This is a genomic window from Sorangium sp. So ce128 (assembly GCF_051525245.1).
Taxonomy (GTDB): Bacteria; Myxococcota_A; Polyangia; order Polyangiales; family Polyangiaceae; genus Sorangium; species Sorangium cellulosum_B.
The window spans coordinates 8,084,828-8,109,467 of the sequence record NZ_CP150313.1 but is presented as its reverse complement, the minus strand read 5'-3'; the positions used below and the strand labels follow the sequence as shown (position 1 = coordinate 8,109,467).

Sequence of the window (24,640 nt, the reverse complement as noted above, 5' to 3'; positions counted from 1 at the left end):
GCCCGGGTGGCGAAACGGCAAACGCTGCTGGCTTAGACCCAGCCATCTGGGGGTTCGACTCCCTCCCCGGGCACCGATTGCGTCTAACCTGGAGTGACGTCATGAAGAGAAAGAGACGATAGAGAGGTGGGCCATGACCGCGCAGACGCTGCTTTTGACGCCATGGATGGTGCCCCATAAGGTCATCCCCTGGCAGACCGCCGTCACGATGAGCTTCCTGGGCAAGGTGGAGGTCATCGAGGTGTACGACGATGTCATCCGGTCGCCGTCGCTCTCCATCAACGCGCCTGCGGTGGTGCGGCTGAAGCGGCCGACGCTGGGGATGAAGCGCGGCGTGAAGTTCTCGAGGCTCAACGTCCTCCTGCGCGACGGATTTTGCTGCCAGTACTGCGGCGTGAAGAAGGTGGCCCGTGAGCTCAACTACGATCACGTCATCCCGCGTGTGCAGGGTGGCAAGACCGTCTGGGACAACATCGTCGCTTCCTGCTACGCGTGCAACTCGGCGAAGCGGGGGCGCACGCCGGAGCAGGCCGGCATGAAGCTGCTCCGCGCCCCGGTGAAGCCGAAGTGGCTGCCGCCTGCGCCCGTCATGGGCCTGAGCGAGCGGCGCATCCCGGAGGTGTGGGCAGGCTACTGCGCGAGCTCGGGGTGAGCTGAGCCCCTCGCGCCGGCGCGCCCGCGGCCCGTCGTGCAGACGGCGGGTCGGGCGCGCCGGCGCGCGTCGGGGCTTCCGCCGGCGGCCGCGCGGGTGCAGGATGGGCAGGCATGGAGACGCGTCAGGCCGAAGGCCGCGCGGAGGACGAGGACGCGCCGTTCCCCGCGATCCTGCGGGGCTGGCTCATCGAGGGAGAGCTCGGCCGCGGTGGGATGGGGCGCGTCTTCCGAGCGCGGCACCCGAAGACGCGGGCGCGGGCGGCGATCAAGGTGCTGCTCGGCGACTACGCCCGCCGGCCGGACGTCGTGGCTCGCTTCCGGCAGGAGGCGATCGCCGTCAACATCATCAACCACCCCGGCATCGTCCGTGTCTTCGACTCCGGTGAGGTCGAGGACGGCTCTCCCTACATCGTGATGGAGTACCTGGATGGGCGGGGGCTGCGCGACTGGGTGCAGGCCGTGCCGGCCGCGGATCGGCCGCGGCAGGTCGTGCGGCTCGGCTACCAGATCGCGTCGGCCATGGCCGCGGCCCACGCGTCCAAGGTCGTCCATCGCGATCTGAAGCCGGAGAACATCATGGTGATCGACGACGAGCTCGCCCCCGGGGGCAGCCGCGTCAAGATCCTCGATTTCGGCATCGCGAAGGTCCTCTGGGGCGGCCTCCCCGAGGTGCTGGAGCTGGACGCGAGGGGCTCCCTCGCGCCAGCGTCCGTGCCCCCGCTCCGCACCGAGCTCTCTGCGCCGACGGCGCCGACGGTGGGGATGGCGCCCGACCCCGAGAGCGCCGCCGGCTGGGCAGGGATCGCGAGCGGCCCTGCGAGCGACGCGCGCACGACGGCGGAGAGCGAACAGAGCTCGACGGCGGAGAGCGAGCCGCGCGAGGACGACGCGCTCCGGAGCCTTCCTCGCGTGAGCCTCGAGAGGCCTGCGATCCAGGTCTTCCCCGCGCCGGTCGAGATCCCGCCCGGGGTGGTCTCTTCTGCTGCAGGGCGCGTGTCCATCGAGCCCGCCGGGCCCGCGTCGAGCGGCGGGGGCGCGGGACAGCCCACGATGCCGTTCACGCAGGAAGGCGCGTGGGGCCTCGGGACGAGGAGCTACATGGCGCCGGAGCAGGAGCGCCACTCCGGGAGCGTCGACGTCAAGGCGGACGTCTACTCCCTCGGCGTCATCCTCTACGAGCTGCTCGAGGGGCAGACGCCCGACGCGCCGCGCGGCGCGTGGCCGCCCCCGATGAGCGCCGCCACGCCGCCCGATCTCGTCGCCCTCGTCCACCGGGTGCTGTCGTTCGACCCCGATGCGCGGCCGCGCATGGCGGAGGTGGCGACGGCGCTGCACCGGCTCGGCCGGGCGAAGAAGGAGCTCGACGAGGCGCTCTCGAGGTGGGTCGCGAGCGGCAGGGCGCCGAGGCTCCTGCCGCGCGGAAAGGCGCTGCACGAGCTGTCCGCGTGGGCCCGGGACATCGACGACCTCTCGGGCCTGGAGCGCAGCTTCCTCGACGCGGCCCTCGGCGCGGAGGCCCGCCGCGAGCGGCTCACGCGGGTGCTCCTTGCGCTCGGCGTGGTCTTCCTGATGGGCATGGTCGCGACGACCACGGTGTTCTGGGTGCACGCGACGCGGGCGCGGGCGACGGCCGAGGCCGCCGAGCGCGCCGCGCGGGAGCACAGCCGCCTCGAGGCGGCCGCGAACTCCTCCGCGCAGGAGGCCCTCGCGAAGATGACCGAGGCGCAGCGCGCCACCGAGGAGGCGCTCGCGCTCGCGATGAGGGCGAGCGACGACGCGAAGAGCGCCAACTCGGCCAGGGACTCGATGACCGAGGCGAAGCGCCTGGCCGAGAGCGCCGAGCTCCGCGCGAGGCGCGCGGCGCAAGCCGCGGCCGCCGCGAAGGCAGAGGCGGACGAGCGCTACGAGCAGTCGAGGAGCGCCATGGAGCGCGAGATCGCCGGGCTCGAGGGCGACCGCGAGCGCCTGTCGGCGCGGCTCGGACAGGCCGAGGACGAGCGCGAGAGGGTGAGGGCCGCCCTCGGCTCGAGAGAGCACGAGCTCAGGGCGGCCCTGTCGGAGCTGAGGCGCGAGTCCACGCGCGTGGGCCTGCTCGAGCGCAGGCTCGACGAAGCCTCCGAGCAGATCGACGCGCTGGAGAGGCAGAACGAGGAGTGCGCCCTGCGGCAGCGCAGGGCGCAGCCGCAGCCAGAGCCTCCCGCCGACGAGGACATGCCCCCTGCGAAGGAGGAGAGAGAGGAGAGCGCGACGCCGCCGGCCGAGCCTCCGGCGGACTCGAGGCCTCGGCCGGCGCCCCGCTGGCGGTGGCGACGCGATACGACGATATAGCCGCCGCATCGGCGGACAGCGGGAGGCGAGGCTCGCGCCGCGCGCCCGAGCCCCGCGCGTTCGGGCTAGCTGAGCGTAGGTATCTCCTCGCGGCCACGGTTGCCGCCGCGCGCGTCCACGACGCGCACGCTGCTCGCCTGAGGCCCCTCGTTGCCGTCCTCCTCGGTGTAGGCGACGCCCATGCCGACCCTCAGATCGGAGAACGGAGCCGATACGATGCTTCGCTCGTGGAAATAGATCTCCCGACCATCGATCGTCGTGATGAACCCGTAGTCGTTGAACAGCTTCGCGATGACGCCGGCCGTGTCCTGCGCCGGGTGTGCCTTCACCTCGCTCCGGTGCTCGTCCGCGAGCTTCTTGAGCTGGCGACCGGCGCGCTGGAACACGTCGCGCACCGCCGCCGGCAGCAGGTTCCTCGCGGCCCGCTCCTCGCTCACGATCTCGTGCTTGCCGGCCACGTGGAGGTCGACGCGCACGCGGTACTCTCCGCCCGTGCCCATGCTCGCATGGTCGCGCTCGACCACCACCGCGCAGCTGTTGATGTGGTCGTTGAAGCGCTCGATCTTGTTCGCTTGCTCCCGGATCAGCTCCTCGAGCGAGGGGCTTTTGCCGATGTGTCGGAAGGTGAGCTCCACTTGCATGCTCTCTCCTTTCATCCTGTCATCCTGCGTCGCTGGGACGCCTCACTGCAGTCGCTATGGGTCGCTGATCCGTATCAGCCGATTTCAGCACGTGGGTGGGAGTTCCGGTCCAGGCGCCGGGCGCTGCCCCGGCCTCGCGGCTCTCCGCGCGATCGCTCGGAGCGCGCGCCGCTCCGGGGCTGCCCGATCGACGGCGTCGCGCGGCAGCCGGGCCTCCTCAGGCAAGACCGGGATCTCCCGGAGATCGGCCGAGGCGACGCCCCGCAGCCGACGCGTCGGCTCCTCGATGTCCTGCGCGCGCTTCACGCCGGGATCCAGGAGGGAGGGCCCGCCCCCGATGTCCTGCCCGCCCACGTGGCTCGGCTTCATATCACGCTGTAGCATCGTCGGTATGCGTCTGCTTCGCCGGAGGCGCAGGCTCGGAGGGATTGGCCCTGCGACCGTGAACACCTGGCGCGTGCTCGGCGTGATCAGGTAGCAAGTTCGCTGCCATGGCCGCTCAACCGAGCAACAGCCGCGCGGCGCGCTCCTTCACGGTCGAGCGCGCCAGCCGCGCGCGCGGAGGCGCAGGCTCTGCGCGGAGGGAGCCAGTTCTTGCGTCCCTCGTGCATCTCCAGGGTGGCAAGGGGGTGTGGCATGAAGCGACGGGGCGCCCTCTCCTGGGGCAGTTTGCGACGTGCGGCGCGCTTCACATCGTTCCATGGCGGCTCGTCGGCGCTCGACGTGTGTCGAGTCCGGGAGCGGTGCCTCCCGGTCCTGACGAGCTCTGCCACCAGGGGGCGCCGCGGGGGGCGGCGGACACGACGGGCCCTCACGGAGCGCGGAGCGACGCGAAGGCCCGCCCGCCGTGCCGATCGGGAGCACGTGCGCACGGCGCGTCGTTGTGTCGTCGTGCGGCGCAGGAGCAGCGACAGGACGGCGTGCACGAGGGCGAGCGCCCGCGCCGCGAACGCCGCCGCGCCGCCGGCTCGCGCTCCTCCGCTCGGCCTGCCACGTGCGCCCGAGCTCGCCTTCGTGCTCGCCGTGGCCCTTGGCTCGAGCTCGCTGCTCGGCGCGTCGGGCGCCGCTTCAGCGGATCTCGAAGACGTAATCCGTGTCGTAGGTGCGGACGAAGAGCTTGCCGTCCTTCTCGACGAGGAACTCGGGGCCGCTCTTCAGCGGCAGCTTCGAGACGACCTTGCCGGTGGCGCGCTCGAGGACATAGAGGAAATCCGGCTCGGCCGTGAAGCCGTATCCGCAGAGGAGGTGATCTCCATGCAAGACGAAATTCTCGGCGTTGCAGACGAGCGGCGCGCTCCGCCAGAGGAGCTGTCCCGAGGCGAGCTCGATGGCCGACAGGTAGGCGTTTTTGCCCTTCGATGAGGCCGCATACGTCCTGTGCCCCGACGAGACGTAGAGCACGCCGTCCTCGACCGCGGCCCAGCCGATGCTGCCCTTCACGAAGTCGGCTTCCTTGGGATCGAACTCAGGCGGCATGAGGAAGCTCTCGAAGTCGAAGAAGGCGACGATCGTGTGCGCCGCGTCGAGGATCGCGGCGAAGCGCGCCTCGGCGAAGTTCGGGCCGTAGAGCAGCGCGCTGTGGTCCCCGTGGCCGATCGCCTTGACGAGCGCTTGATCGCGGTAGCGCTCGGGAGCGAAGGAGGGGAAGGTGTCGCTCGCCCCGCGCGCGTCCGCGCTCGGCGCCAGCGTGATCATCGGCAGCGCGAGGCCGTTCGTGGTGAACCATGCCGCCTCGTCCGTGATCTGGTTCTTCTTCTCGGCGACCTTCACGAGGCGCGGCGCGGCGGAGCTTCCGGCCGGCGCGCGCCGGAAGAGCGCCGCGCCGAACGGCGGCGGCGGGAGCCTCACCGGCGACCGGCTATCGAGCGACGCGCCGTCGCCCGCCGCCACCAGCGCCGGCTGCCCGTTGCCGCCGCGCGGGGGTGGCGCGGGCCGTGGCGGCGGGGCGCCGTCGTGAGGCGCCGGCGTCGCGGCGCTGGCCGCGCCGGGGGGCGCCGCGGCGTCCTGGGAGGCGCGGGCGGGGGGCGCCGAGGCCGGCTGGCACGCGCATACGGCGAGCAACGCGGCGGCGAGCCAGCGCGCGGGGCGAGGTGGCTGAGGCGGAGGCGGGGCGGCGAGCACGCGCGCAGCGTACCGCATCCGCCCCGGCGAGAGGGCGCTCCCAGGCGCGGGAGCTCAGCGGGCGGGCGTGAAGGAGAGGTTGAGCGTGTAGGGGCCGGCGTCCCGCGAGTTGTACGGCTCGACGAAGATGAACAGCGGCACGCCGCCGTCGACAGCGATATCGGTCCTCTCGTCGCGGCCTTGGATCTGCTCCTCCATGCACGCCAGCTGGCGACCCGTGCAGCCGGCCCGCACGTAGAAGCCCTGGTCGGTCTCGGAGGACAGCACCACCCTGAGCCTGCCAGCGCTCGGCGGCGTGACCGCGTGGATCCCCTCCCGCATCCCGGTCCTGGTGCAGGTGCCGTCGAACACCATCGTCCCGCTCGTCGTGTCGCCCCGGTTCTCGCCCAGGACAGCCACGGGCGCGTCCGCGCAGATGTCGTCGAGCTCCCAGGTGCACTCGGCGGAGCAGCCGTCGCTGCTGACGGTGTTGCCGTCGTCGCACTCCTCGGGCCGGCTGACGGTGCCGTCCCCGCAGGTGGCCGGAGAGAACGAGAGCTCCAGCGTGTACGGCCCTGCGCCAGCGGACGTGACGGCGTCGACGAAGATCGGCACCTCCTGGTCCTTGCTCACGACGATCGCGATTTCAGGCCCGACACCCGAGGGGGCGGTCTTGTCCTGGCAGGCGAGCTCGGTGGATCCGTCCGCGCACGCCGTGCGGGCGTAGAGGACGTGATCCCCCGCTCCTGACTGGAGCACGACGCGGAGCGTGCCCGACTGCCCAGCGGGGGGCGTGAACAGGTGGACCTCCTCGGGCCCCACGCCCCCGCAGGTGCCTTCGAACACGCGCGTGCCCAGCGACGTATCGCCCTCGATCGTCGCCGTCGTCGCCGGCGCCGCGTCCGCGCAGGCTGCGTCGACGAGCGGGCGGCAGGTCGCGGTGCAGTCGCTGTCCGCGCAGTCGACGCGCTCGTCGCCCTCGTCGTCCTCGCCGTCGGAGCAGTCCGTCTCGCCGAGCTTGCAGAGGCCATCGAGCGTGTCGCACACGCCGAGCGTCCGGCACTGCGAGTTCTCGGTGCACCCAGGGATGCACGCGGTGAGCTCGCCCCTGATCTCGTCGCACCGGTAGCCGTCGCGGCAATCGTCCGGCCCGCTGCACAGAAGGAGGCACAACCCCAGGCCCTCGCCGAAATCTTCACAGAAGCCGCCGTTGGGACAGTCTCTCACGGCGGGATCGCACTGGCCCGCGCAGGCTCCGGACGGCCATCCCCACTCGCGCTCGGTGATGCAGTAGTCCTCGGGGCAGGCCGCATCGGAGGTGCACGCCGCTCCATAGGGCGTGGGGCTCGCTCCGCCGGAGCCGCCGGTGCCCGTGGGCTCGGCGCCACCCGCGCCGCCGGTGCCCGTGGGCTCGGCGCCACCCGCGCCGCCGGTGCCCGCGGGCTCGGCGCCACCCGATCCGCCGGTGCCCGTGGGCTCGGCGCCACCGCTGCCGCCCGTGCCGGTCGCGCCCGACGCACCGGCGCCGCTGCCCGTGGGCTCGGCTCCGCCGGAGCCGCCGGCGCCACCTTCGCCGTCATCGCCGCCGCACCCAGCGGTCGTCGAGAGCGCGAGCACAAATAGACCTGCAACGAGTCGTACGTTCATCCACCCGCTCCACCAGAAGAGAGATTGTCGAGACGTGAGGTGCACTCCACCCACGGCGCAGCGCCGCACCATCTTCAGTGCAACGGCTTCGCCTGCCAACCCCTGGTTCACGGCATCCGTGTTCGTTGGCGCGCTGCGTTTGCCGCGGGCTCTTCATGCGCGATCCGCGCCGGACAGCAGGCCGTTTCGCGGAAAGAGGGCGTACCGATGCGGCGCGCGTGGCATGCGAGCCCACCGGCCCGCCGCCGGAACACGTGCGTTCGGCGGCACCCTCGCGTACGGTCGCGTCCGATGAAGCCCGGAAAGACACTGCTCCTCTCCCAGTCCGATGTGGCCTCTCTCCTCGCCATGGAGGCGGCCGTCGCCGCGGTGGAGGCGGCGTTTGCGGCGCACGGCCGCGGCGAGGCTGCGATGCCGCCGAAGGTCTATCTGGGGCTCCCGGCCCACGACGGTGATCTCCGTGCGATGCCGGCCTACGCCGATGGCGCGGCTGGTGTGAAGTGGGTCAACTCGCACCCGAAGAATCCTGCGCGCTTCGGCTTACCGTCCGTGATGGGGCTCTACATCCTGAGCGATCCGGCCACAGCGGTGCCCCTCGCCGTGATGGATGCGACGCGCCTCACGGCGGTGCGGACGGGCGCGGCGGCGGCGATCGCGTCGAAGCACCTTGCGGGGCCGAACCCGAGGACGCTCGGCTTCATCGGTTGCGGCGTGCAGGCGCGCTTCCTGCTCGACGCCCACCGCGCCGTCTACGGCGATCGGCTCGAGGTGCTCACCGCGGACGTGTCGCGCGAGGCGAGCGAGCGGTTCGCGGCCGAGTCGGGCGGGCGCGCGGTCTCGGTGGAGGAGGCCTCCGGCTGCGACATCCTATGCACGTCCACGCCCGCCCGCGCGCCGGTCGTGCAGCGCGCGTGGGTCCTTCCGGGGGCGCACATCAACGCGATGGGCGCCGACGCGCCCGGCAAGCAGGAGCTCGATCCGGGCATCCTCCGGGACGCGCGCGTGATCATCGACGACTGGCACCAGGCGACGGAGAGCGGCGAGATCAACGTGCCGCTGCGCGCGGGCACCCTGCGCCGCGAGCACATCCAGGGCACGCTCGGCGAGGTCGTCGCGGGCAAGCTGAACGGGCGCGGCGATGCGGCCATCACCGTGTTCGACTCGACCGGGCTCGCCATCCAGGACGTCGCGCTCGCGCGGATCATCTACGCCGCCGCGCGCGAACGGGGCGCCGGGACGGCGTTCGACTTCTTCGGCTGAGCGCGGCCGCTACGGCGTCCTCGCGCACCGCACGCCGAGGCTGTAATAGGGCGCCGACGGCGCGACGCTGACCCGCTCCGACGTCAGCAGATAGCTCGGCGTGCCGAAGCTGCTCCCGCCGCGGACCACCCGCTTCGAGGTGTCCGTCAGGCTGGCGCAGTCGACGCATTCTGCCGGATAGGTCCCGTACCCATCCAGCACCCACTCCCGCATGCTCCCGCCGAGATCCGCCTGCGTCCACCGCCCGTCGCCCTTCGGCGAGCGGGATCCGACGTGCGCGATGTCGCTGAAGTCGCTCTGGAATGTGCAGCCGGGCGCCGCGCTCTCCCTGCAATCGTAGGAGGCGTAGCTCGCGTCGATGGTCGTCGACTCCGGCGGATTCGACCACGGATACTGCCGCTGCTCGTCCCCGCCGGCCGCCGCGTAGTTCCACTCGGCTTCTGTCGGGAACCGGCCCCCGTCCCACGCGCAGAACGCGAAGGCGACATACCAGCTCACGCAGTTCATCGGCAGGTGCTCCTGGGCGCCCGCCTCCTCCGTCCACGTCCGCATGTCCGCGTTGTCCGGATTGCACATCACCGCTGCTCGCAGCGCCGCCGCGTCCGGGGGCAGCTCGCTGTTCCAGGCCGGGTTCCACCCGCTCCCCTGGATGCCCGGGCGCGCTCCCGCGTCGGCCGCGGGCTGGCTGCCGGGGTACGCCTCGACGAACTTCCGGAACCTCCCCACCGTCACCTCGAAGCGATCCAGCCGGAAGTCGCTCACCGTCGCTGGATATGCAGCATCGTTGCCGCGGTCGAATGTCCCCCCGGGCACCACCGCGCTCGCGCAGCAGCTCTCGCTTTCTCCCGGCCCGCACGTCGATGGCAGCCCTTCGCAGCTCGGGGGCGTCGTGCACGTCCCTCCGCTGCACACGGGCGCCTCCGCAGGACACGGCTCCGGGGCGTCCCACTGACCGCGGTCGTTGCACCGCTCTAGCCGGTTGTCCGAGCACCGCGCGTCGCCGCGCGTGCACTCGCCGGCGCCGCCGCCGCCGCCGCTGCCATTGCCGGCGCCGCCGCGGCCCGAGCTTGCGTCGCCTCCGCCGGAGACGGTGTCGCCGCCTGCGCCTTCGAACGGGTGATAGTCCTTGTCCAGCCCCAGTATCGCCGTGCAGCCGCTTGCCATGAAGGCCGATGCCGCCCACCACCACCACCGACGCGTGCGCTTGCTCTTCATATCTCCTCTTTGGCCACTCTCCCCGCGCTGTCCACCGCGGCGCGCGCCCGCGATCTTACCCGGCGACGCGCGCGGCTGCGCGGCCTCCAGCGGTATGGCCGCGCTCGACGCTCTTCACTCTTCTGGAACGAGCGGGTCGGCGTAACGACGGCCGCCCCTTGCGGCAGACCTGCAGCCTCCCCGCTGAGGGATCCCTCACATCTGTGGCGGAGTTTGACGGTTGGGCGTCACGGAGATCGAGATCTTGAGCTTCAAGTAGGCTCGAAGCGAGAAATTATGCCTGTCGAGTGAGAGGTCGTCGTCGCTGACCGGAGTCGTCTCGGTAGGAGGCGACCAGCGAGCCTAGCGCGTTTCCCGTTGGTCGGAGCGACATCATGACGACTCGCGCGACGAATTCGATCAAGCTTGCCCCTCACGAGAGCCAGCTCCGGCGCTGTCGACGCAGATCGAAGGATCTGCGTTTTGGTATGGGGCTTTCGGCCACGCACATCCATGATGCCCAGCGGCGTGATCGCTTGCTGCTCGCTGCCATCGCGAACGCATTTCCGACGTTGCTTGGGGCTGCTGCCGAGGAGGCGGATCTCGACCGGTTTCTCAAGGTGAACACGGTAAGCGTCGCACCATTCACGCTTCCGCCAGGGGGCCTACGGGTACGACTGCGTCCCGACGATGCGAGAAGAGTGGCTGCGTCCACTCCTGATCGGCGCCAGGAGCCTGCTGGCGGTAGCGTTTCCCAGCTCCGTTCACGTTCGCCAGCGTCAGAAGCTCCCTTGCGCGCCAAGGACTGCCCCCGCCGGCCCTGCCCCCAGCACGCCTGCGCTGATCCACCGCGGGCTCGCGCCGGCTGCCGGGCCGGCTCCGGGGCGGCGTGGGTTCAGACGGGCGCTGGGCCGCCGCCTTCCTGCGCCGAAGCCGCCGGCGGCGCCGCGGCGGGCGCGGGCGCAGGCGAGGCTTCGGGCGCAGCGGCCGGCGGCGCGGGGGCGGTTTGGGGCTGGCGCGCGGATGTGCCGCGCTCGGCGGAGACGGCCGGGCAGCGCTCCGCGGCGGCGGGGTCGTCCCGCTCCAAGTAGCGGCCGAGGTGGAGGTGCTCGACGTAGGCAGAGAGCCAGTGGGTATACGCCCGCTGCCGGAGATCGCGCGGAGATCCCTTGGCGGAGGTCTCACCAGCGTCGAGGCGCGCGAGCGGCTCGGTCGCGTCAGCCTCGGCCTCGTCCAGGTAGGCCTCCTTGACGGGCGTCTGGCCCTTGATCGCCGGCCAGTGCCGGCGAAACAGCGCGACGAGCCGGACGGTGTCCTCGGCGTCGTCGCCGGGGCGCTTGCCCGCTGGATGTCGGCGACGATCGCGCTGACGGACGCCGGGTGGGCCGCGGGAGGCGGCGCCGTTCCACAACGTGCGCCAGTCCGGCTGGCCTGTGGACGAAGAGGCCGTCCAGCTCCCCAGGAACTGCTCTTACGAACGCGCTATCGTCGGCGTCAGAAGCGCCCTCGCGCGCCGAACATGGCCCCTTTCGGCCCTGCCTCCAGCACGCCTGCGCTGATCCACCTCGGGCTCGCGGTGACCGCCGGTGGCGCGGTCTTCGGCTCGGTGAGGTACAGGACGAGCGCCGTCCCGGCCCCGACCAGGCCCACCGCGAACCCGATCGTGCTCACCGTGGCCAGCATGTTCGCGCTGTTCCCGGCGTCGCGCCCTGTCGTGTCGCATGCCTTCGGGTCCGCGGCCTGGATCCCGCTGCCGCAGTGCTCGTCGATGGTGTCCTTCTTGCCGAGCACGATCGCGCCGGTGATGCCGCCCAGCACGAGGCCTGCCGCGCCGAGCCCGCCCGCCAGATAGAGAGCCGTTCGGCGGCCTGCGGGAACCTCCGGCGCGCCCGGCGGGGCCGGCGCGGGCGCCGGCACGATCGCGGGTGCCGGGGACGTCGGAGGGGACGCGGGGGCCTGGGCGGCCGGCGCGTCCTTCAGCGCCAGCGTGAGCTCCTTCGTCTCGCCCGCCGCGATCGTGACGTGTTGTTCCCGGACGGGCTCTCCCGGCGCCTGGATCGACACCCGGTGATCTCCGGGGTCGACCGGCAGCGCGACGCCCAGCGCGGCCTCGCCCAGCACGGACCCGTCGCGCCGGACCACGGTGCCTGCCGGCGCACCCGGCGGCAAGGAGAGCGCGAGCCTCGGAATCTGGGGCGAGAGCCGGTCGCGCTCCTCCATCGCGAGCTTTGGCCGCTCGCCTTGACGGGCCTGCTCGGCCGGCTTCATCCGATCGAAACGCGCCAGGTAGTCCTTGAAGCGCGCGACCGCCGTGGCGATGCGGCCCCATCGGGCCTCGCAGGACGCCAGCGTGAAGAGCGTGCCGGGCTGAGGGTCGATGCGCTCGCTCTCGGCGAGGGCCTTGCAGCCCGTCTCGTAACGGCCTGCCTGCATGTCGGCGAGCCCCCGCTCGAAGAGCGCCTCGGCAGCGGCGATGTCCTGCGCCGCCGCAGGAGCCGAGAGGGAGAGCACGCCGAGGGCGGCGAGGAGAGGGGCGGAGCGGCGGAGACGAGGGGGCATGCGCTGGCACTCGGCGGGTGAGGAGAGAGCGAGAGACGCGCGGTCACAGGCGCGGTGGGCGGGCGGATTGGAGCACGACGGCGGAGAGGTGGGAAGGAGGGGAAGGAGAGGGGAACGGGGCGCTGCGCCTTCATGACGGCGCTTGAACCGCTCGCTGACGAGGACACGCTCGGCGCGCAGGGGGTGAGCCGGCGTTGCCACCGAGGCGGAGATCGCGTGCAGGGCGCGAGCCGGCGCTGCCGCGGAGGTGCAGCTCAATACCGGCCGTACGGGGAGGGGGAGGTGGATGTCGTTTGTTGCGGCGCGGGCGGCTTCTTGGCGCCCGAGGGCGGCCTGGGCCCCGATGCCGATGGCTTGGCCGCGGGCTCCCGTGGCGGCGCGCCCGGGCGGAGCGTTGTCGGCGCGGGGGCCGTGGAGGCTTGCACCACCGCCGTGGACGGCGCGCGCGGCGCCGTCGCCGAGGGGGGAGGAGGCGTCGCTGCGGCGGTCGGTTCCGGCGCCGCGGCGGCCGGCACGGGCGCCTGCGCGAGGGTCGGCTCGGGCGCGGGCGTGAGGGTCGGCCCGGGCGCTGCCAACGTCGTCTCCGACGCCGCCGCGGCCGTCGTGACGGCAGCCGCCGCGGCCGTCGTGCCGGCAGCCGCCGCTGGCTCGCCGCCGCGGCTGGCGCGCAGCGCGACCCAGCCGCCGCCCAGCAGCACGAGGAGCCCCAGCCCCGAAAGCCCCGCGGCGAGCGGGGCGCGGCTCGGTCTCGACGGCATGGACAGCATGCCGGACACCGCGGCGCCGGTCGAGCTCCCCACGTGCGCCGGACCGGACGAGCGCGCGTCGCGCTCCGGGCCCGCGCTCGCCGCCGCCGCCGGGGCCGGCTCGGCCGTGAAGAGGGCGGGGGCGACCGCCGCGGTGGCGGGGGCGGTTCCGGGCCAGGACGGCGCGCTCGGGAACGTCGCCCGGCTGCCGCCCGCCGGGACGCCGAGCACGTCGCCGAGGGCCCGCACCGCCTCCGTGGCCCGCTGGAACCGCGCCGCGGGATTGACCGCCGTGGCCCGGGCAAACCACGTGTCGAAGGCCGGCGGCAGCGTCACGCCCATCGAGCGCGCCCGCTGCACCGGCGGCTCTTGCGGACCGAAGACGGCGATCATCGCGAATGCGAACACGCCGTCGACGCTGCTCGCCTCGGGATCCCAGTACGAGGTGCCCACGAGCAGCGTATAGGCCATCATGCCGAGCGCGAAGACGTCCGCGGCGCCTGTGAGCCTCGCGCGGCCGTGGAACTGCTCGGGGGGCATGTAGAGCGGCGTGCCGAGGCTGCTCGTGGTGCCCGCCGCGGTCGCGCCCTCGGCGACGAGCTTGGCGATGCCGAAGTCGAGGATCTTCACGCGGACCGAGCCGTCCTCGCGCTGCGACAGGAAGAGGTTCGCGGGCTTGAGGTCGCGGTGCACGATGCTCGCCGCGTGGGTACGGTCGAGGGCCAGCGCGGTCTGGTAGAGATAGGTGACGGCCTCGGCGGGCGGCAGGCGGCCGGCGCGCTTGATGCGCTCGCCGAGCTCCTCGCCGCGGAGCAGCTCCATGACCAGGAACGGCATGCCGGTCGCCTCGTCGACGCCCGCGTCGAAGACATCGACGATGTGCTCGCTCTCGACCTTGGCCGCGATGCGCGCCTCTTGCTTGAAGCGGGCGCGCATCTGCTCGCTCTGGAAGAGGTGAGCGTGCATGACCTTGAGCGCGCGGCGGCGCTCGGTCTCGAGGTGAATCACCTCGTGGACGGCCCCCATCGCGCCGGCGGCGATGAGGCGCTCGACGCGGTAGCGGCGCGCGAAGACCGTCCCCTCCGCAAGGATGACCGACACGAGAGGAGGCTCACGCGCCGGGCGGGCGGCGTCAAGGGGACGGGAGCCGGTATGAGGCCTCGACGAGGTGCTCGGTGACGTCGAGGCAGGCATGGAGAAGGCGGTCGCCGACGGTGAAGCGGTGGTCGCGGGGGAACTTGGCGACGCGCTCGGCGACCCAGGCGAGCAGCGCTTCCATGCGGACGGCGATCACCGGCGCTGCAGCGGGGGCCGGGGGCTCCGTCCCCGGACCCCCGGCTCCCTGCGTTGCGGCTGCTATCGCCCGACATCGGTGGGGAGCCTTGCTTGATCAAGGGTTCAAGGATCAAGTTTCAAGGGAAATGATACATGTAAGCGATACTTGTGCCATGTTGCTACGGCGTCCTCGTGCACCGGGCCCCGACGCCGCCGCCGCGGCCCGACGGGACGTCGTAGCCGCGGCGGGAAGAGAGCAGGTACGACGCACCATAGCCCCAGCTCCCGCCCCGGAGCACCCGGGACGAGGTAGATGCTAAATTGGCACAATCATCGCATTGCGAGTCGTACGGGTCCTTGTACCAATCCAAGACCCACTCCCACAGGCTCCCGGACAGGTCCGCCTGACCCCACTTGCCATCCCCTTTCGGCGACTTCGACCCCACCGCTTGGATGTCGCTGAATGCGCACGAGCCGTCAGGCCCGCACTCATATCCCGCGTACATGCTGTCGATCGTCGTCGAGCTCGGCGGCTTCGACCACGGATACTCCCGCTGACCGTCTGCTCCTCCCCCTCCCGCTGCCGCGTAGTTCCACTCCGCCTCCGTCGGCAGTCGGCCTCCGTCCCACGCGCAGAACGCGAACGCCACGTACCAGCTCAGGCAGTTCATCGGAAGATGCTCGTTCTCCGCTGCTACATCCGTCCAGGTCCGGTAGGTCGAGTTGCACTTCACCGCGGCCTTCAATGCCGCAGCATCCGCGGGCAGGCTGCTGTCCCACGCCGCGTCCCACCCTGCGATGTTCTTCGGGTGCGCTCCCGCTCCCGCCCCAGGCTTGCTCCCGGGATACGCCTCCACGAACTTCCGGAAGCGACCCACCGTCACCTCGAACCGATCCAGCAGGAATCCGCTCACCGTCGCTGGATACGCGGTGTCGTTGCTCCGGTTGAACTTGCCCGTGGGCACCGCCTCCCCCGTCGCGCAACAGCTCTCGTTGCTGTCACGACCGCACGTCTGGGCCAGGCCGACACAGCTCGGCGGCGTCACGCATGCCCCTCGACTGCAGACGGGCGCAGCCGCACCACACGGCTCGGCGTCCGCCCACGCCCCGCGCTCTCCGCACCGCTGCGGGCGATTCTCCTCCGAGCAACGCACGTCCTCCGGGCCGCACTCCCCAACGCACTTCCCGTCGACGCAGGTCTGCCTGACGCACTCCTTCCCGGCCGGCGTACAACCGTCCCCGCCTCCAGTTCCCCCGGCGCCTCCCATCCCGCCTCCAGCTCCCCCGGCGCCTCCCATCCCGCCTCCAGCTCCCCCGGCGCCTCCCATCCCGCCTCCAGCTCCCCCGGCGCCTCCCATCCCGCCTCCAGCTCCCCCGGCGCCTCCCATCCCGCCTCCAGCTCCCCCGGCGCCTCCCATCCCGCCTCCAGCCTCCCCTTCGGCGCCGGCTTCGCCTCCGGTTCCGCTCCCGCCACTTCCTTCTTTTTGCACGTAATAACCGTCCTCCAGCCCCGCCACCAGCGCACAGCCGCCCGCCGTCGCCGCCCACGCCGCCCACAGCCATCTCGCGCCCGTCCGCTTCGCCATGCCTCGTCCTACTGCTGACACGCTTCCGCTGTCCACCCACGCGCGTCCTCCCCCTCTTGCCCTGCTGCGCCGCCGCACGCTCGACCCGCGCACGCCCGTGCTGGGGCGGCAGGTGGTTTCGAGCGTGACGGACACCGACGCGGCGGCACGACGCACCGAGTTCGCCGTCCTCTCCGCCCTCGCGCACGGCGCTGGCGAGCAGGGCGCCGCGATCGCCGCAGCCGTGCCGCCCGCCCTCCGCGACCTCGATGAGGAGAGGGGGCAGCAGGGCGCGCAGACTCACGGCATTACGCGCAGGTCGCCATCATGATGTCTCTATTCATGCTGCTCAACGTCGATATTTCGAGTGCGCTCCTCCCGGAGCGCTGATATCAACTCCTCCACGCGCCATCGGGATGCGGTTTGCGAAGCGAGACCTTCGCCGGCGAGACCCCGCGCGCTCTCGGAACTCAAGCACCTGCGAGCCACCGCACGATGCCGTCCATGGACCACGAGATCCTCGTCGATCTCTTCAAGAACCGCCCGTCGCTTGCCGCTGAGCTCCTCGTCGAGGTGCTGGGCGTCCCGCTGCCGCCGCATTCCGGAGCGCGCTCCACCTCGAACGATCTCACCCAGATCCAGCCTGCCGAGTACCGCGCCGACGTCGTCGTCCTCTTGCTCGGCGACGACCTCCCCGTCTCGGTGCTCATCGTCGAGGTCCAGCTCGCCATCGATCCTCGAAAGCGCTTCACCTGGCCCGAGTACACCATGGGCGCGCGCGCCATTCACCGATGCCCGGCCGGCCTGCTCGTCGTCGCTCCCGACCCCGACGTCGCTGCCTGGTGCGCATAGCCCATCGAGACCGGCATTCCGGGCTTCGTCCTGCGACCGCCCGTGCTGGGGCATGAGGCGGTTCCGATCGTGACGGACACGGCCGAGGCGGCCCGGCGCCCCGAGCTGGGCGTGCTCTCCGCCCTCGCGCATGGCGCGGGCGAGCAGGGCGCGAACATCGCCGCCGCCGTCCTGCCCGCCATCCGCGAGCTCGATGAGGACAGGGCCAGGTTCTACGGCGATCTCGTGCTAAATTCCCTGGACGATACGGCCCGGCGGGCCCTGGAGGCGATGGTGAAGGGCTACGAATACCAGAGCGATTTCGCCAAGAAGTACGTCGCGCAGGGACGCCACGAAGGAGAGCGTGCCATCCTGCTGCGGCAGCTGCGAGCTCGCTTCGGCGAGCTGCCGGATGCCGCCGTCGCCCGGGTCGAGGGGGCCGAGATCGCCGTGCTCGAGCAGTGGGCCGAGCGGGTGCTCAGCGCGAAGTCCCTCGCCGAAGTGCTCGACGAGCCGAGCTGAGGACCGCTGCTGGGGATATCGCCTGACAAGGCGATACCGCCGGCGCGCCGGCTCGGTCCAGGGAAGCGTGCAGCGCACCGCGAGGGCGGAACGTGTCACGCGCCGCGATCGCCCTGTCGGCTGGTGACGGCGTCCTCGCGCACCGGACCCCGATGCCGTTGGCATGATCCGATGGGATCCCGCAGCTGAGAACGGACGAGAGCAGGGACGGCACACCCAGGCTGCTGCGCAGTGCCTTGGCCTGCTCGACGGCGTCCGCCTCACCGAGGCCTACCGTCGTGCTGCTCTTGAGCGCTGTCGCTCCGCGGCCGCTCCGACCGAGCGTGACGTGTCGCCCGCGGCGCCGGGGTCGGGTTACCCGCTCTCACGCTCTTGCGCACAGGGTTGCGAATTCATCTCTCTTTATCTGCCGTGCAGATCGCTTATTTGAAGTGCGTCGCCGTCGGTGAGTTGATATCAAGGCCGCCGTGGGCAAGCTTGACGGGTTCGCGAAGCTGACCTTCGCCGAGGACACCCCGCGCGTCACCGCCGGCTCCGCCGCATGGCACCGGCCGCTCGAGGTGCGACTCGAGCGTGTCCAGGCCGACGGTTATCTCCGCGTGCTGCGGCCCGAGGGCCTCGTTCCCCTCGCCCCGCTCTGGCCGGCGGCGTGCGACCACGACGAGGTGCTCGTCGAGATCAAGATGGCCGGCGACCACGTCGGCATCGGGGAGATCAAGCGCGCGACGCTGCGCAGGCTGGCGCGCGAGATCGAGCGCATCGAGGAGCGCGAGCCGCCCTGGATGGCGAGGAGCCGATCTGGGTCGTCGGTCCCCACCTGCCGTCGTGCAGCACTCCGTCCGGACGCTGGAGAAGTTCGCCCCGGGCTGTTACCGGGTCGGACCCTCGCCGTTTTCAGTTCCTCTGGATCGCGGCCCACGAGCTGCCGCTGCGCGACGAGCTGGTGCCGTTCCTGATCGCTCGCTCAGGACAGGCCCTCGACGAGCTCGCCCGGTGGGTGGCACCGCGGCGGGATGTGGAATGGGTGATCCGCACGTACAACATATGCCGATATCAGCGGGGGTGAGCGACGACTTGCTTCGGCGGTTCGCTCGCTCCGACGACCCGGAGATCGAGGCGCGCAGGCGGTGGATTCTCCGGTTCCTGCTCGCCCACAGCCCGGAGGGCAAGAAGTTGCTCATCGAGCATGCGATCGAGAGGGGCCAGCTTATCGGAGCGCGCGCGGCGCTGCGCAGGGTCTTGGCGCGGCGTGGGCTTGCGCTCAGCGCGCCGCTCGAGGCTCAGATTGATGCCTGTTCCGAGCTGGCCACGCTCGAGCGATGGCTCGACCAGGCGGTGACGGCGACGAGCGCAGACGACGCATTGGTGTAGATCTGGGTGCGCCCCGCCGCGGACTCCCTCTCCCTGGGCCGGGCCGTTTGGCAATCCCGTCACACCGCCAGAAACTCCCTCGCGATCTCGTCGTCGAACTCCGCCACGCTCCCCCGCCGCACGATCCCGCCGTTATCCATGATGAAGTACTCGCTCGCCGTCGAGAGCGCGAAGTCCAGGAACTGCTCCACGAGCAGGATCGCCATATCCCCCTTCTGTCCGAGCCCCTTTATCACCTCCCCGATCTCCTGCATGATCGACGGCTGGATCCCCTCCGTCGGCTCGTCGAGCAAGAGCAGCTTCGGCTTCCTCAGCAGCACGCGCGCGAGGGAGAGCTGCTGTTGCTGCCCGCCGCTCAGCGTCCCTGCCGCCCGCGCGTGAAACTTCCTGAGGATGGGGAACATCTCCATCATCTCTTCCAGCGCCGCCGGGCTAGGCGTCGGATCGCTCTTCGCCTCGAAGCCCATGAGCAGGTTCTCTCGCACCGTCAGGTAGGGGAAGATCCCTCGCCCCTGCGGCACATAGCCTATCCCCGCGCGCGCCCTGTCGCTCGGCGACCTCGCCGTGAGGTCCGACCCGTCGAGCGTCACCTTGCCGCGCCTTGGCTTCAGCACGCCCATGATCGCCTTGAGCAACGTCGTCTTGCCGACCCCGTTGCGGCCCAGCAGGCACGACACCCGCCCTGGCGCGACGTCCAGGCTGACCTGCGACAGGATGCAGCTCTCCTCGTAATAGACCGCGAGATCCTCGACAACCAGCATGCTCGCTACCGCTCCTCCGCCTGAGCCTCGGCCGGCTCCTTGGCCCCGCCCCGCGCGCGCCCCGCGTCGTGCGCCCGCCCGAGGTAGACCTCGATCACCTGCGCGTTGCCCTGGACCTCCTCGACCGGCCCCTCGCACAGCCGCCTGCCGGCGTGCAGCACCGTCACCGTGCTCGCGTAGCGCCGCACGAACTCCATGTCGTGCTCCACCACCAGCACCGACCGCTGCTTCGCGATCTCCTGGACGAGCTCCCCCGTGCGGTCGCGCTCGCGCCGGGTCATCCCCGCCACCGGCTCGTCGAGCAGGAGCAGCTTCGGCTGCTGCACGAGCAGCATGCCGATCTCCAGCCATTGCCGCTCTCCGTGCGCGAGCACCGCGGCCCGCACGTCCGCGCGCCGCCGGAGCCCGACGCGATCGAGCGTCTCGGCGATCTCCCTCTCCTGCGGCGCTGACAGCCCGCGGAGCAGCCCCGGCGCGCTCTCCCGGAAGCCCATCGCCGCCTCCAGGTTCTCGAGCACCGTGAGGCTCCCGAACACCGCGGGCGTCTGGAACTTCCGGCCGATCCCGAGCCGCACAAGGGCGTGCTCCGGCAGGCGATTCACCTCCACGGCCTCCTGTCCGGACTCCCCACCTCCGTGGAACACCACACGTCCGCTCGACGGCTTCGTCTTGCCGGTCAGGATGTCGAGCAGCGTCGTCTTCCCCGCGCCGTTCGGCCCGATCAGGAACCGGAGCTCCCCGCGCTGGATGGAAAAGTCGAGCTCGTCCAGCACCTTGAAGCCGTCGAAGCTCACCGTCACCCGCTGGACCTCGACGATGTTGCCGCGGCTCATCGCGCTGCTCCTCTCCTCGTCTCTGCGTTCGATTCCGCGCTCGATTCCGCGCTCGATTCCGCGCTCGATTCCGCGCTCGATTCCGTGCTCGCTTCCGCTCATCTCCGCGCCTCCCCCTCAGCGACCGGTCGTCGCCGGCGCCTCTGGGCCCGCCGCCGAATCGACCTCATCCCCGCTCGCCGGCCCCGCCGCGCCGCCCGTGTCGCGGCGCGAGAGCTTCGCGGCGTGCCGCTGCAGGAAGCCCGAGACGCCCTTCGGGAGCAGCATGACCGACGCCGCGAAGAGCGCGCCGAAGCCGAGCTGCCACACCTCGGGGTACGACTCGCTCAGCGCGCTCTTGCCCAGGCTGACCAGGATCGCCCCGACGACCGCGCCGATCAGCGTGCCGCGCCCGCCGACAGCCACCCAGGTCACCATCTCGACCGACGGGATCACGCCCATCGAGGAGGGCGAGATGAGGCCGACCTGGCAGACGAACAGCGCGCCCGCGATGCCCGCCATGCCCGCCGACAGCGCGAACACCAGCGTCTTCAGCGTGACCGGGTTGTAGCCGAGGAAGCGCACCCGGTTCTCGTCGTCCCGCATCGCCACGAGCAGGCGCCCGAAGCGCGACTGGGTGAGCTTCCGGCACAGGAGGTAGAGCGCCCCGAGGCAGAAGAGCGTCACGAAATAGAGCACCGTCTGCGTCCCGGCTGCCCCCCGCGCGAAGCCGAAGATCGTCTTCAGGTTCGTGATCCCGTTCGTGCCGCCCGTCACCGCCTGCTGGCCGATGAAGAGGATCGACGCGATCAGCGTCAGCCCCTGGGTGATCAGCGAGAAATACACCCCCTGGACGCGGCTCCGGAAGACGAGATAACCCACCGCGGACGCGACCGCCATCGGCAGGAGGACGACGGCGCAGAGGGCCACGACCGGCGAGCGGAACGGCTCCCAGAAGATCGGCAGCGCCTCGAGGCCGCTCCAGCTCATGAAATCGGGCAGGCGCGAGCCGGACGTCTCCAGCTTCAGGTACATCGCCATCGCGTAGCCACCGAGGCCGAAGAAGAGCCCCTGCCCGAGGCTCAGCATCCCGCCATAGCCCCAGATGAGATCGAGCCCCAGGGCGACGATGGCGTACGTGAGGAACTTGCCGAGCAGGTTCAGGCGGAAATCGGAGAGCACGAGCGGCGCGACGAGGAGCGGCAGCGCCACGGCGAGCGGCGCTCCCCAGGTCCAGACGAAATTGCGAAGGGCAGAGTCTCGAGGGGCCATGTCCATGTCCTCTCCTATCGTGTGCGCAGGGCGAGCAGGCCTGTCGGACGCCACTGCAAGAAGGCGATCACCAGCGCGAACACGAGCGCCTTGCCGAGCGACGCCGTCGTCGAGAGCTCGAGCAGCGTGTTCGCGACGCCGATCACGAGCGCGGCCACCACCGTGCCAGGCAGCCGCCCGAGGCCCCCGAGGATGACCACCATGAAGGCGTCGACGATGTAGTTCGTCCCGAGCGACGGCCCGATCGAGCCGAGCTGCGTCAGCGCGCACCCGGCGATCCCGGCGAGCCCGGCGCCGAGCGCGAACGTCGCGGCGTCGACCCGGCGCGCGCGGACGCCGAGGCACGAGGCCATCTCGCGGTTCTGCATGACGGCCCGCAGCCGCCTGCCGCCCGCGGAGCGGTGCAGGTACGTGTAGACCGCGGCGATGCACGCGATCACGAGCGCGATGAGGAAGACCCGCTTGTAAGGCAGCTGCGCGCCGCCCGAGAGCGCCACGCCGCCGCTCAGCCACGACGGGCTCGAGACCTGCACGTTGGACGCGCCGAACAGGCTCCGCGCGGCCTGCTGCAGCACGAGCCCGACACCCCACGTGGCGAGGAGCGTGTCGAGCGGCCTGCCGTACAGGAAGCGAACGATCGAGAGCTCGAGCACGAGCCCGAGCACGCCGGCCACGAGGAACGAGGCCGGCAGCGCGAGCAGGAACCAGAGCCCGGCCTCGGTCCCCCCGACGAGCGGCGCGACGTGGTGCCCGATGACGTACGTCGTGTAGGCCCCCGCCATGATGAACTCGCCGTGGGCCATGTTGATCACGTTCATGAGCCCGAAGGAGAACGCGAGGCCCATCGAGATGAGCAGGAGGATCGAGCCCAGGCTCAGGCCGTTGAAGGCGTGGAGGAGAACTTCGTTCATTCTAGAGCACCCAACCGATCGAGACGCCGCGCACAGTGAGGTTCGGGCCGCGGAGGCGCGGAGGGCATCCTGACGAGGCCCCGCGCCCTCCGCGGCTCCGTGGTCCGGGCTTCAGGCTTCGCGCTCGCCCCCGCTACTTCGCGGCCAGCTCCTTCGCCCAGGGATACGCGCTCAGGTACGGATCCGGCTGGACCGGCTTGCCCGAGCTCCACACCTCGTCGATGAGGCCGTCCTTCCGGACCGCGCCGATGCGGACCGTCTTCCAGGTGTGCTGGTTCTTCCCGTCGAGCCGGACCAGGCCCTCGGGCGCGTTGTACTCGATGCCTCCGGCCTTCACGGCCTCCTTCACCTTGGCGACCTCGGTCGACTTCGCCTTCTCGACGGCCATCTTCCACAGGTAGACCCCGAAGTAGCCGGCCTCGATGGGGTCGTCCGTGACGCGCGTGGCGCCGTATTTGGCCTTGTACGCGTCGACGAACTTCTTGTTCTCGGGGGTGTCCGTGGTCTGGTAGTAGTTCCACGAGACGAGGTGTCCGGCGATGTTCTCGGCGCCGATGCCGCGCACCTCCTCCTCGGCGACGCTCACCGAGAGGACCGGCAGCTTGTCGGCGGTGTAGCCGGCGTCCTTGAACTGCTTGAAGAACGCCACGTTGCTGTCGCCGTTCAGCGTGTTGAAGATCGCGTCCGGCTTGGCCGCGCTGATCTTGGTGATGATCGTGCTGACCTCGGTCCCGCCGAGCGGCAGGTACTCCTCGCCGGCGAGCTCACCGCCCTTCGCCGCGAGCTGCGCCTTGATGATCTTGTTGGCCGTGCGCGGAAAGACGTAGTCGGAGCCGAGCAGGTAAATGCGCTTCTTGCCCTTCTCGAGCAGGTAGTCGACCGCGGGGACGATCTGCTGGCTCGGCTCGGCGCCGGTGTAGAAGATGTTGGGCGACTGCTCCAGCCCCTCGTACTGGACCGGGTAGAAGAGCAGGCCGTTCAGCTCCTCGAACGAGGGCAGCATCGCCTTGCGGCTGGCGCTGGTCCAGCCGCCGAACACGACCGCCACGGCGTCCTGCTGCACGAGCTTCCTGGCCTTCTCGTTGAACGTGGGCCAGTCGCTGGCGCCGTCCTCGACCACGGGCACGAGCTGCTTGCCGAGCACGCCGCCCGCCTTGTTGATCTCCTCGATGGCGAGCAGCGTCGCGTCCTTCACGGCCACCTCGCTGATCGACATGGTGCCGCTCAGCGAGTGGAGCACGCCGACCTTGATGGAGCCGCTGTCCGAGGCGGGCGCCACGGGCGCCGTCCCGGGCGCCGGAGCCTCGTCGTTCGCCTTGCCGCAGGCAGAGAGCAGGGCCGCGCCGGCGAGCGCCGCCATCGCGACGCAGAGCGCCCGACGCCGAGAGGTGCCCGCCGCCGGCCGATCCTCAACGTCCAACCCAGACGTGTACATATTCAACGCATCCTCCTTGGGTGCCGAGGGCGCGTCCAATGCCCTGCATCGACGCGGCGCGGCGATTCGACTGCACAAGAGCCGTTGGGAGTTCGGGAGCCGGCCAGTGAAGACTCCCGGCTGGACACACCCGATGGCCGCCCTGCACAGCAGAACGCGGTCCCCGGACAAGGGCCAGCCACACGACGTCGTGGTGAAAGGCCTTATGCCGAGTGGCATGTTTCGTAGAGGTTTCGTCGACGTGAAATGTCGCCCGGCCGGCAGGCGCCGTGCGTTTTCCGCAGGCCGTTTGGATTTCTGGCCACAAAGCGCGTCGAGCGATCCATCGTTGTTCTCGTTCCGCTCGAGTTTTCGCCCCGGTTACGGCTCCGCTGTGATGCACCGCACGCGAGGGCGAGGGCGAGGCGCGCGGGGCGTCGAGCGTGGGGTCGTTGAGCGCGCACGCGCGGCCTCGCCCGGGGTCGTCACGCCCGATGTCGCTTGAGCCGACACGGTGTGGGGGGCTCTGGCCGCTGCGCGCACGAGCGCTGCGAGCTCCGGCGCTGTGGCGAGCTGTTGCGAGGAGGTGTGCTCTCCAGTGCAGTAAAAAACTTGTATCAAGAGCGGTAAATGGCGAGTACACTGATAGATGCTGTCTGCGCCCTGTGCTCGGTCGACACGGAAGGCAGGCGGGGTGGAGCCTATGAGAAGCACGGATCATTTGCCCGGCGAGACGGATGGCCGATCCACGAGCGGCGGAGCGGCGCCGGACGGCGT

Annotated in this window: 23 protein-coding genes and 1 tRNA gene; 9 read left to right on the top strand and 15 right to left on the bottom strand. The window is 71.1% G+C overall.

What is annotated here, in order from left to right; genetic code table 11:
• The 3 genes from WME82_RS30630 to WME82_RS30620 all read left to right on the top strand — a co-directional run bounded on the left by WME82_RS30630 (nt 1) and on the right by WME82_RS30620 (nt 2,982).
• Nucleotides 1–73, top strand: a tRNA-Leu gene (locus tag WME82_RS30630).
• A 93-nt stretch (nt 74–166) separates the two neighbouring features.
• A complete protein-coding gene (locus tag WME82_RS30625; RefSeq protein WP_438038214.1) occupies nt 167–652 on the top strand; it encodes an HNH endonuclease in 486 nt (161 codons plus the stop codon).
• 113 nt (nt 653–765) lie between these two features.
• Complete coding sequence (locus WME82_RS30620) at nt 766–2,982, top strand: protein kinase domain-containing protein (protein WP_438038213.1); 2,217 nt, start codon at nt 766–768, stop codon at nt 2,980–2,982.
• A gap of 65 nt (nt 2,983–3,047) precedes the next feature.
• Here WME82_RS30620 and WME82_RS30615 read toward each other — a convergent pair whose 3' ends face one another.
• The 4 genes from WME82_RS30615 to WME82_RS30600 form a co-directional block, all read right to left on the bottom strand.
• Nucleotides 3,048–3,623, bottom strand: a complete 576-nt coding sequence (locus WME82_RS30615) for an HPF/RaiA family ribosome-associated protein (RefSeq protein WP_438038212.1) — start codon at nt 3,621–3,623, stop codon at nt 3,048–3,050.
• Between the two features lie 84 nt (nt 3,624–3,707).
• Nucleotides 3,708–4,007 (bottom strand): hypothetical protein, encoded by a 300-nt coding sequence (locus WME82_RS30610; protein ID WP_438038211.1) that lies wholly within the window; start codon nt 4,005–4,007, stop codon nt 3,708–3,710.
• Nucleotides 4,008–4,691: 684 nt separating this feature from the next.
• Complete coding sequence (locus WME82_RS30605) at nt 4,692–5,744, bottom strand: hypothetical protein (protein WP_438038210.1); 1,053 nt, start codon at nt 5,742–5,744, stop codon at nt 4,692–4,694.
• Between the two features lie 54 nt (nt 5,745–5,798).
• Nucleotides 5,799–7,370: a DUF4215 domain-containing protein gene (locus tag WME82_RS30600; protein ID WP_438038209.1), complete on the bottom strand. Its 1,572-nt coding sequence runs from the start codon at nt 7,368–7,370 to the stop codon at nt 5,799–5,801.
• 291 nt (nt 7,371–7,661) lie between these two features.
• Here WME82_RS30600 and WME82_RS30595 point away from each other — a divergent pair, with 291 nt between their 5' ends.
• A complete protein-coding gene (locus tag WME82_RS30595; RefSeq protein ID WP_438038208.1) occupies nt 7,662–8,630 on the top strand; it encodes an ornithine cyclodeaminase family protein in 969 nt (322 codons plus the stop codon).
• Nucleotides 8,631–8,639: 9 nt separating this feature from the next.
• Here WME82_RS30595 and WME82_RS30590 read toward each other — a convergent pair whose 3' ends face one another.
• From WME82_RS30590 to WME82_RS30565, 6 genes are all read right to left on the bottom strand, one after another.
• Complete coding sequence (locus WME82_RS30590; protein WP_438038207.1) at nt 8,640–9,845, bottom strand: formylglycine-generating enzyme family protein; 1,206 nt, start codon at nt 9,843–9,845, stop codon at nt 8,640–8,642.
• 874 nt (nt 9,846–10,719) lie between these two features.
• Complete coding sequence (locus tag WME82_RS30585) at nt 10,720–11,235, bottom strand: hypothetical protein (protein ID WP_438038206.1); 516 nt, start codon at nt 11,233–11,235, stop codon at nt 10,720–10,722.
• An 83-nt stretch (nt 11,236–11,318) separates the two neighbouring features.
• The gene (locus WME82_RS30580; RefSeq protein WP_438038205.1) at nt 11,319–12,383 is read right to left on the bottom strand and encodes a hypothetical protein; all 1,065 of its coding nucleotides are present in this window, start codon (nt 12,381–12,383) and stop codon (nt 11,319–11,321) included.
• A gap of 254 nt (nt 12,384–12,637) precedes the next feature.
• A complete protein-coding gene (locus WME82_RS30575) occupies nt 12,638–14,230 on the bottom strand; it encodes a serine/threonine-protein kinase (protein ID WP_438038204.1) in 1,593 nt (530 codons plus the stop codon).
• A gap of 31 nt (nt 14,231–14,261) precedes the next feature.
• Nucleotides 14,262–14,423, bottom strand: coding sequence for a hypothetical protein (locus WME82_RS30570; protein WP_438038203.1), 162 nt, complete (start codon nt 14,421–14,423; stop codon nt 14,262–14,264).
• A gap of 160 nt (nt 14,424–14,583) precedes the next feature.
• A complete protein-coding gene (locus WME82_RS30565) occupies nt 14,584–15,369 on the bottom strand; it encodes a formylglycine-generating enzyme family protein (protein WP_438038202.1) in 786 nt (261 codons plus the stop codon).
• A gap of 745 nt (nt 15,370–16,114) precedes the next feature.
• Between WME82_RS30565 and WME82_RS30560 the strand changes: the two genes are divergently transcribed.
• The 5 genes from WME82_RS30560 (at nt 16,115) to WME82_RS30540 (ending at nt 18,693) form a co-directional block, all read left to right on the top strand.
• Entirely contained in the window at nt 16,115–16,300 is a 186-nt protein-coding gene (locus tag WME82_RS30560) for a hypothetical protein (protein ID WP_438038201.1), read from the top strand.
• Nucleotides 16,301–16,473: 173 nt separating this feature from the next.
• The gene (locus tag WME82_RS30555; protein ID WP_438038200.1) at nt 16,474–16,821 is read left to right on the top strand and encodes a hypothetical protein; all 348 of its coding nucleotides are present in this window, start codon (nt 16,474–16,476) and stop codon (nt 16,819–16,821) included.
• Between the two features lie 69 nt (nt 16,822–16,890).
• On the top strand, nt 16,891–17,322 hold the full coding sequence (locus tag WME82_RS30550) for a DUF4351 domain-containing protein (protein ID WP_438038199.1): 432 nt from the start codon (nt 16,891–16,893) through the stop codon (nt 17,320–17,322).
• 467 nt (nt 17,323–17,789) lie between these two features.
• A complete protein-coding gene (locus tag WME82_RS30545; protein WP_438038198.1) occupies nt 17,790–18,278 on the top strand; it encodes a hypothetical protein in 489 nt (162 codons plus the stop codon).
• Nucleotides 18,279–18,384: 106 nt separating this feature from the next.
• Nucleotides 18,385–18,693, top strand: a complete 309-nt coding sequence (locus WME82_RS30540) for a hypothetical protein (protein WP_438038197.1) — start codon at nt 18,385–18,387, stop codon at nt 18,691–18,693.
• Between the two features lie 59 nt (nt 18,694–18,752).
• Here the strand turns inward: WME82_RS30540 and urtE are convergent, their stop codons facing one another.
• The 5 genes from urtE to urtA all read right to left on the bottom strand — a co-directional run bounded on the left by urtE (nt 18,753) and on the right by urtA (nt 23,884).
• Complete coding sequence (gene urtE, locus WME82_RS30535) at nt 18,753–19,454, bottom strand: urea ABC transporter ATP-binding subunit UrtE (RefSeq protein ID WP_438038196.1); 702 nt, start codon at nt 19,452–19,454, stop codon at nt 18,753–18,755.
• Between the two features lie 5 nt (nt 19,455–19,459).
• On the bottom strand, nt 19,460–20,287 hold the full coding sequence (gene urtD, locus WME82_RS30530) for an urea ABC transporter ATP-binding protein UrtD (protein ID WP_437740042.1): 828 nt from the start codon (nt 20,285–20,287) through the stop codon (nt 19,460–19,462).
• A gap of 117 nt (nt 20,288–20,404) precedes the next feature.
• Complete coding sequence (gene urtC / locus WME82_RS30525) at nt 20,405–21,538, bottom strand: urea ABC transporter permease subunit UrtC (RefSeq protein WP_438038195.1); 1,134 nt, start codon at nt 21,536–21,538, stop codon at nt 20,405–20,407.
• Between the two features lie 14 nt (nt 21,539–21,552).
• The gene (urtB, locus tag WME82_RS30520; RefSeq protein ID WP_437740040.1) at nt 21,553–22,449 is read right to left on the bottom strand and encodes an urea ABC transporter permease subunit UrtB; all 897 of its coding nucleotides are present in this window, start codon (nt 22,447–22,449) and stop codon (nt 21,553–21,555) included.
• A gap of 133 nt (nt 22,450–22,582) precedes the next feature.
• Entirely contained in the window at nt 22,583–23,884 is a 1,302-nt protein-coding gene (urtA, locus tag WME82_RS30515) for an urea ABC transporter substrate-binding protein (protein ID WP_438038194.1), read from the bottom strand.
• Nucleotides 23,885–24,640 lie beyond the last annotated feature (756 nt).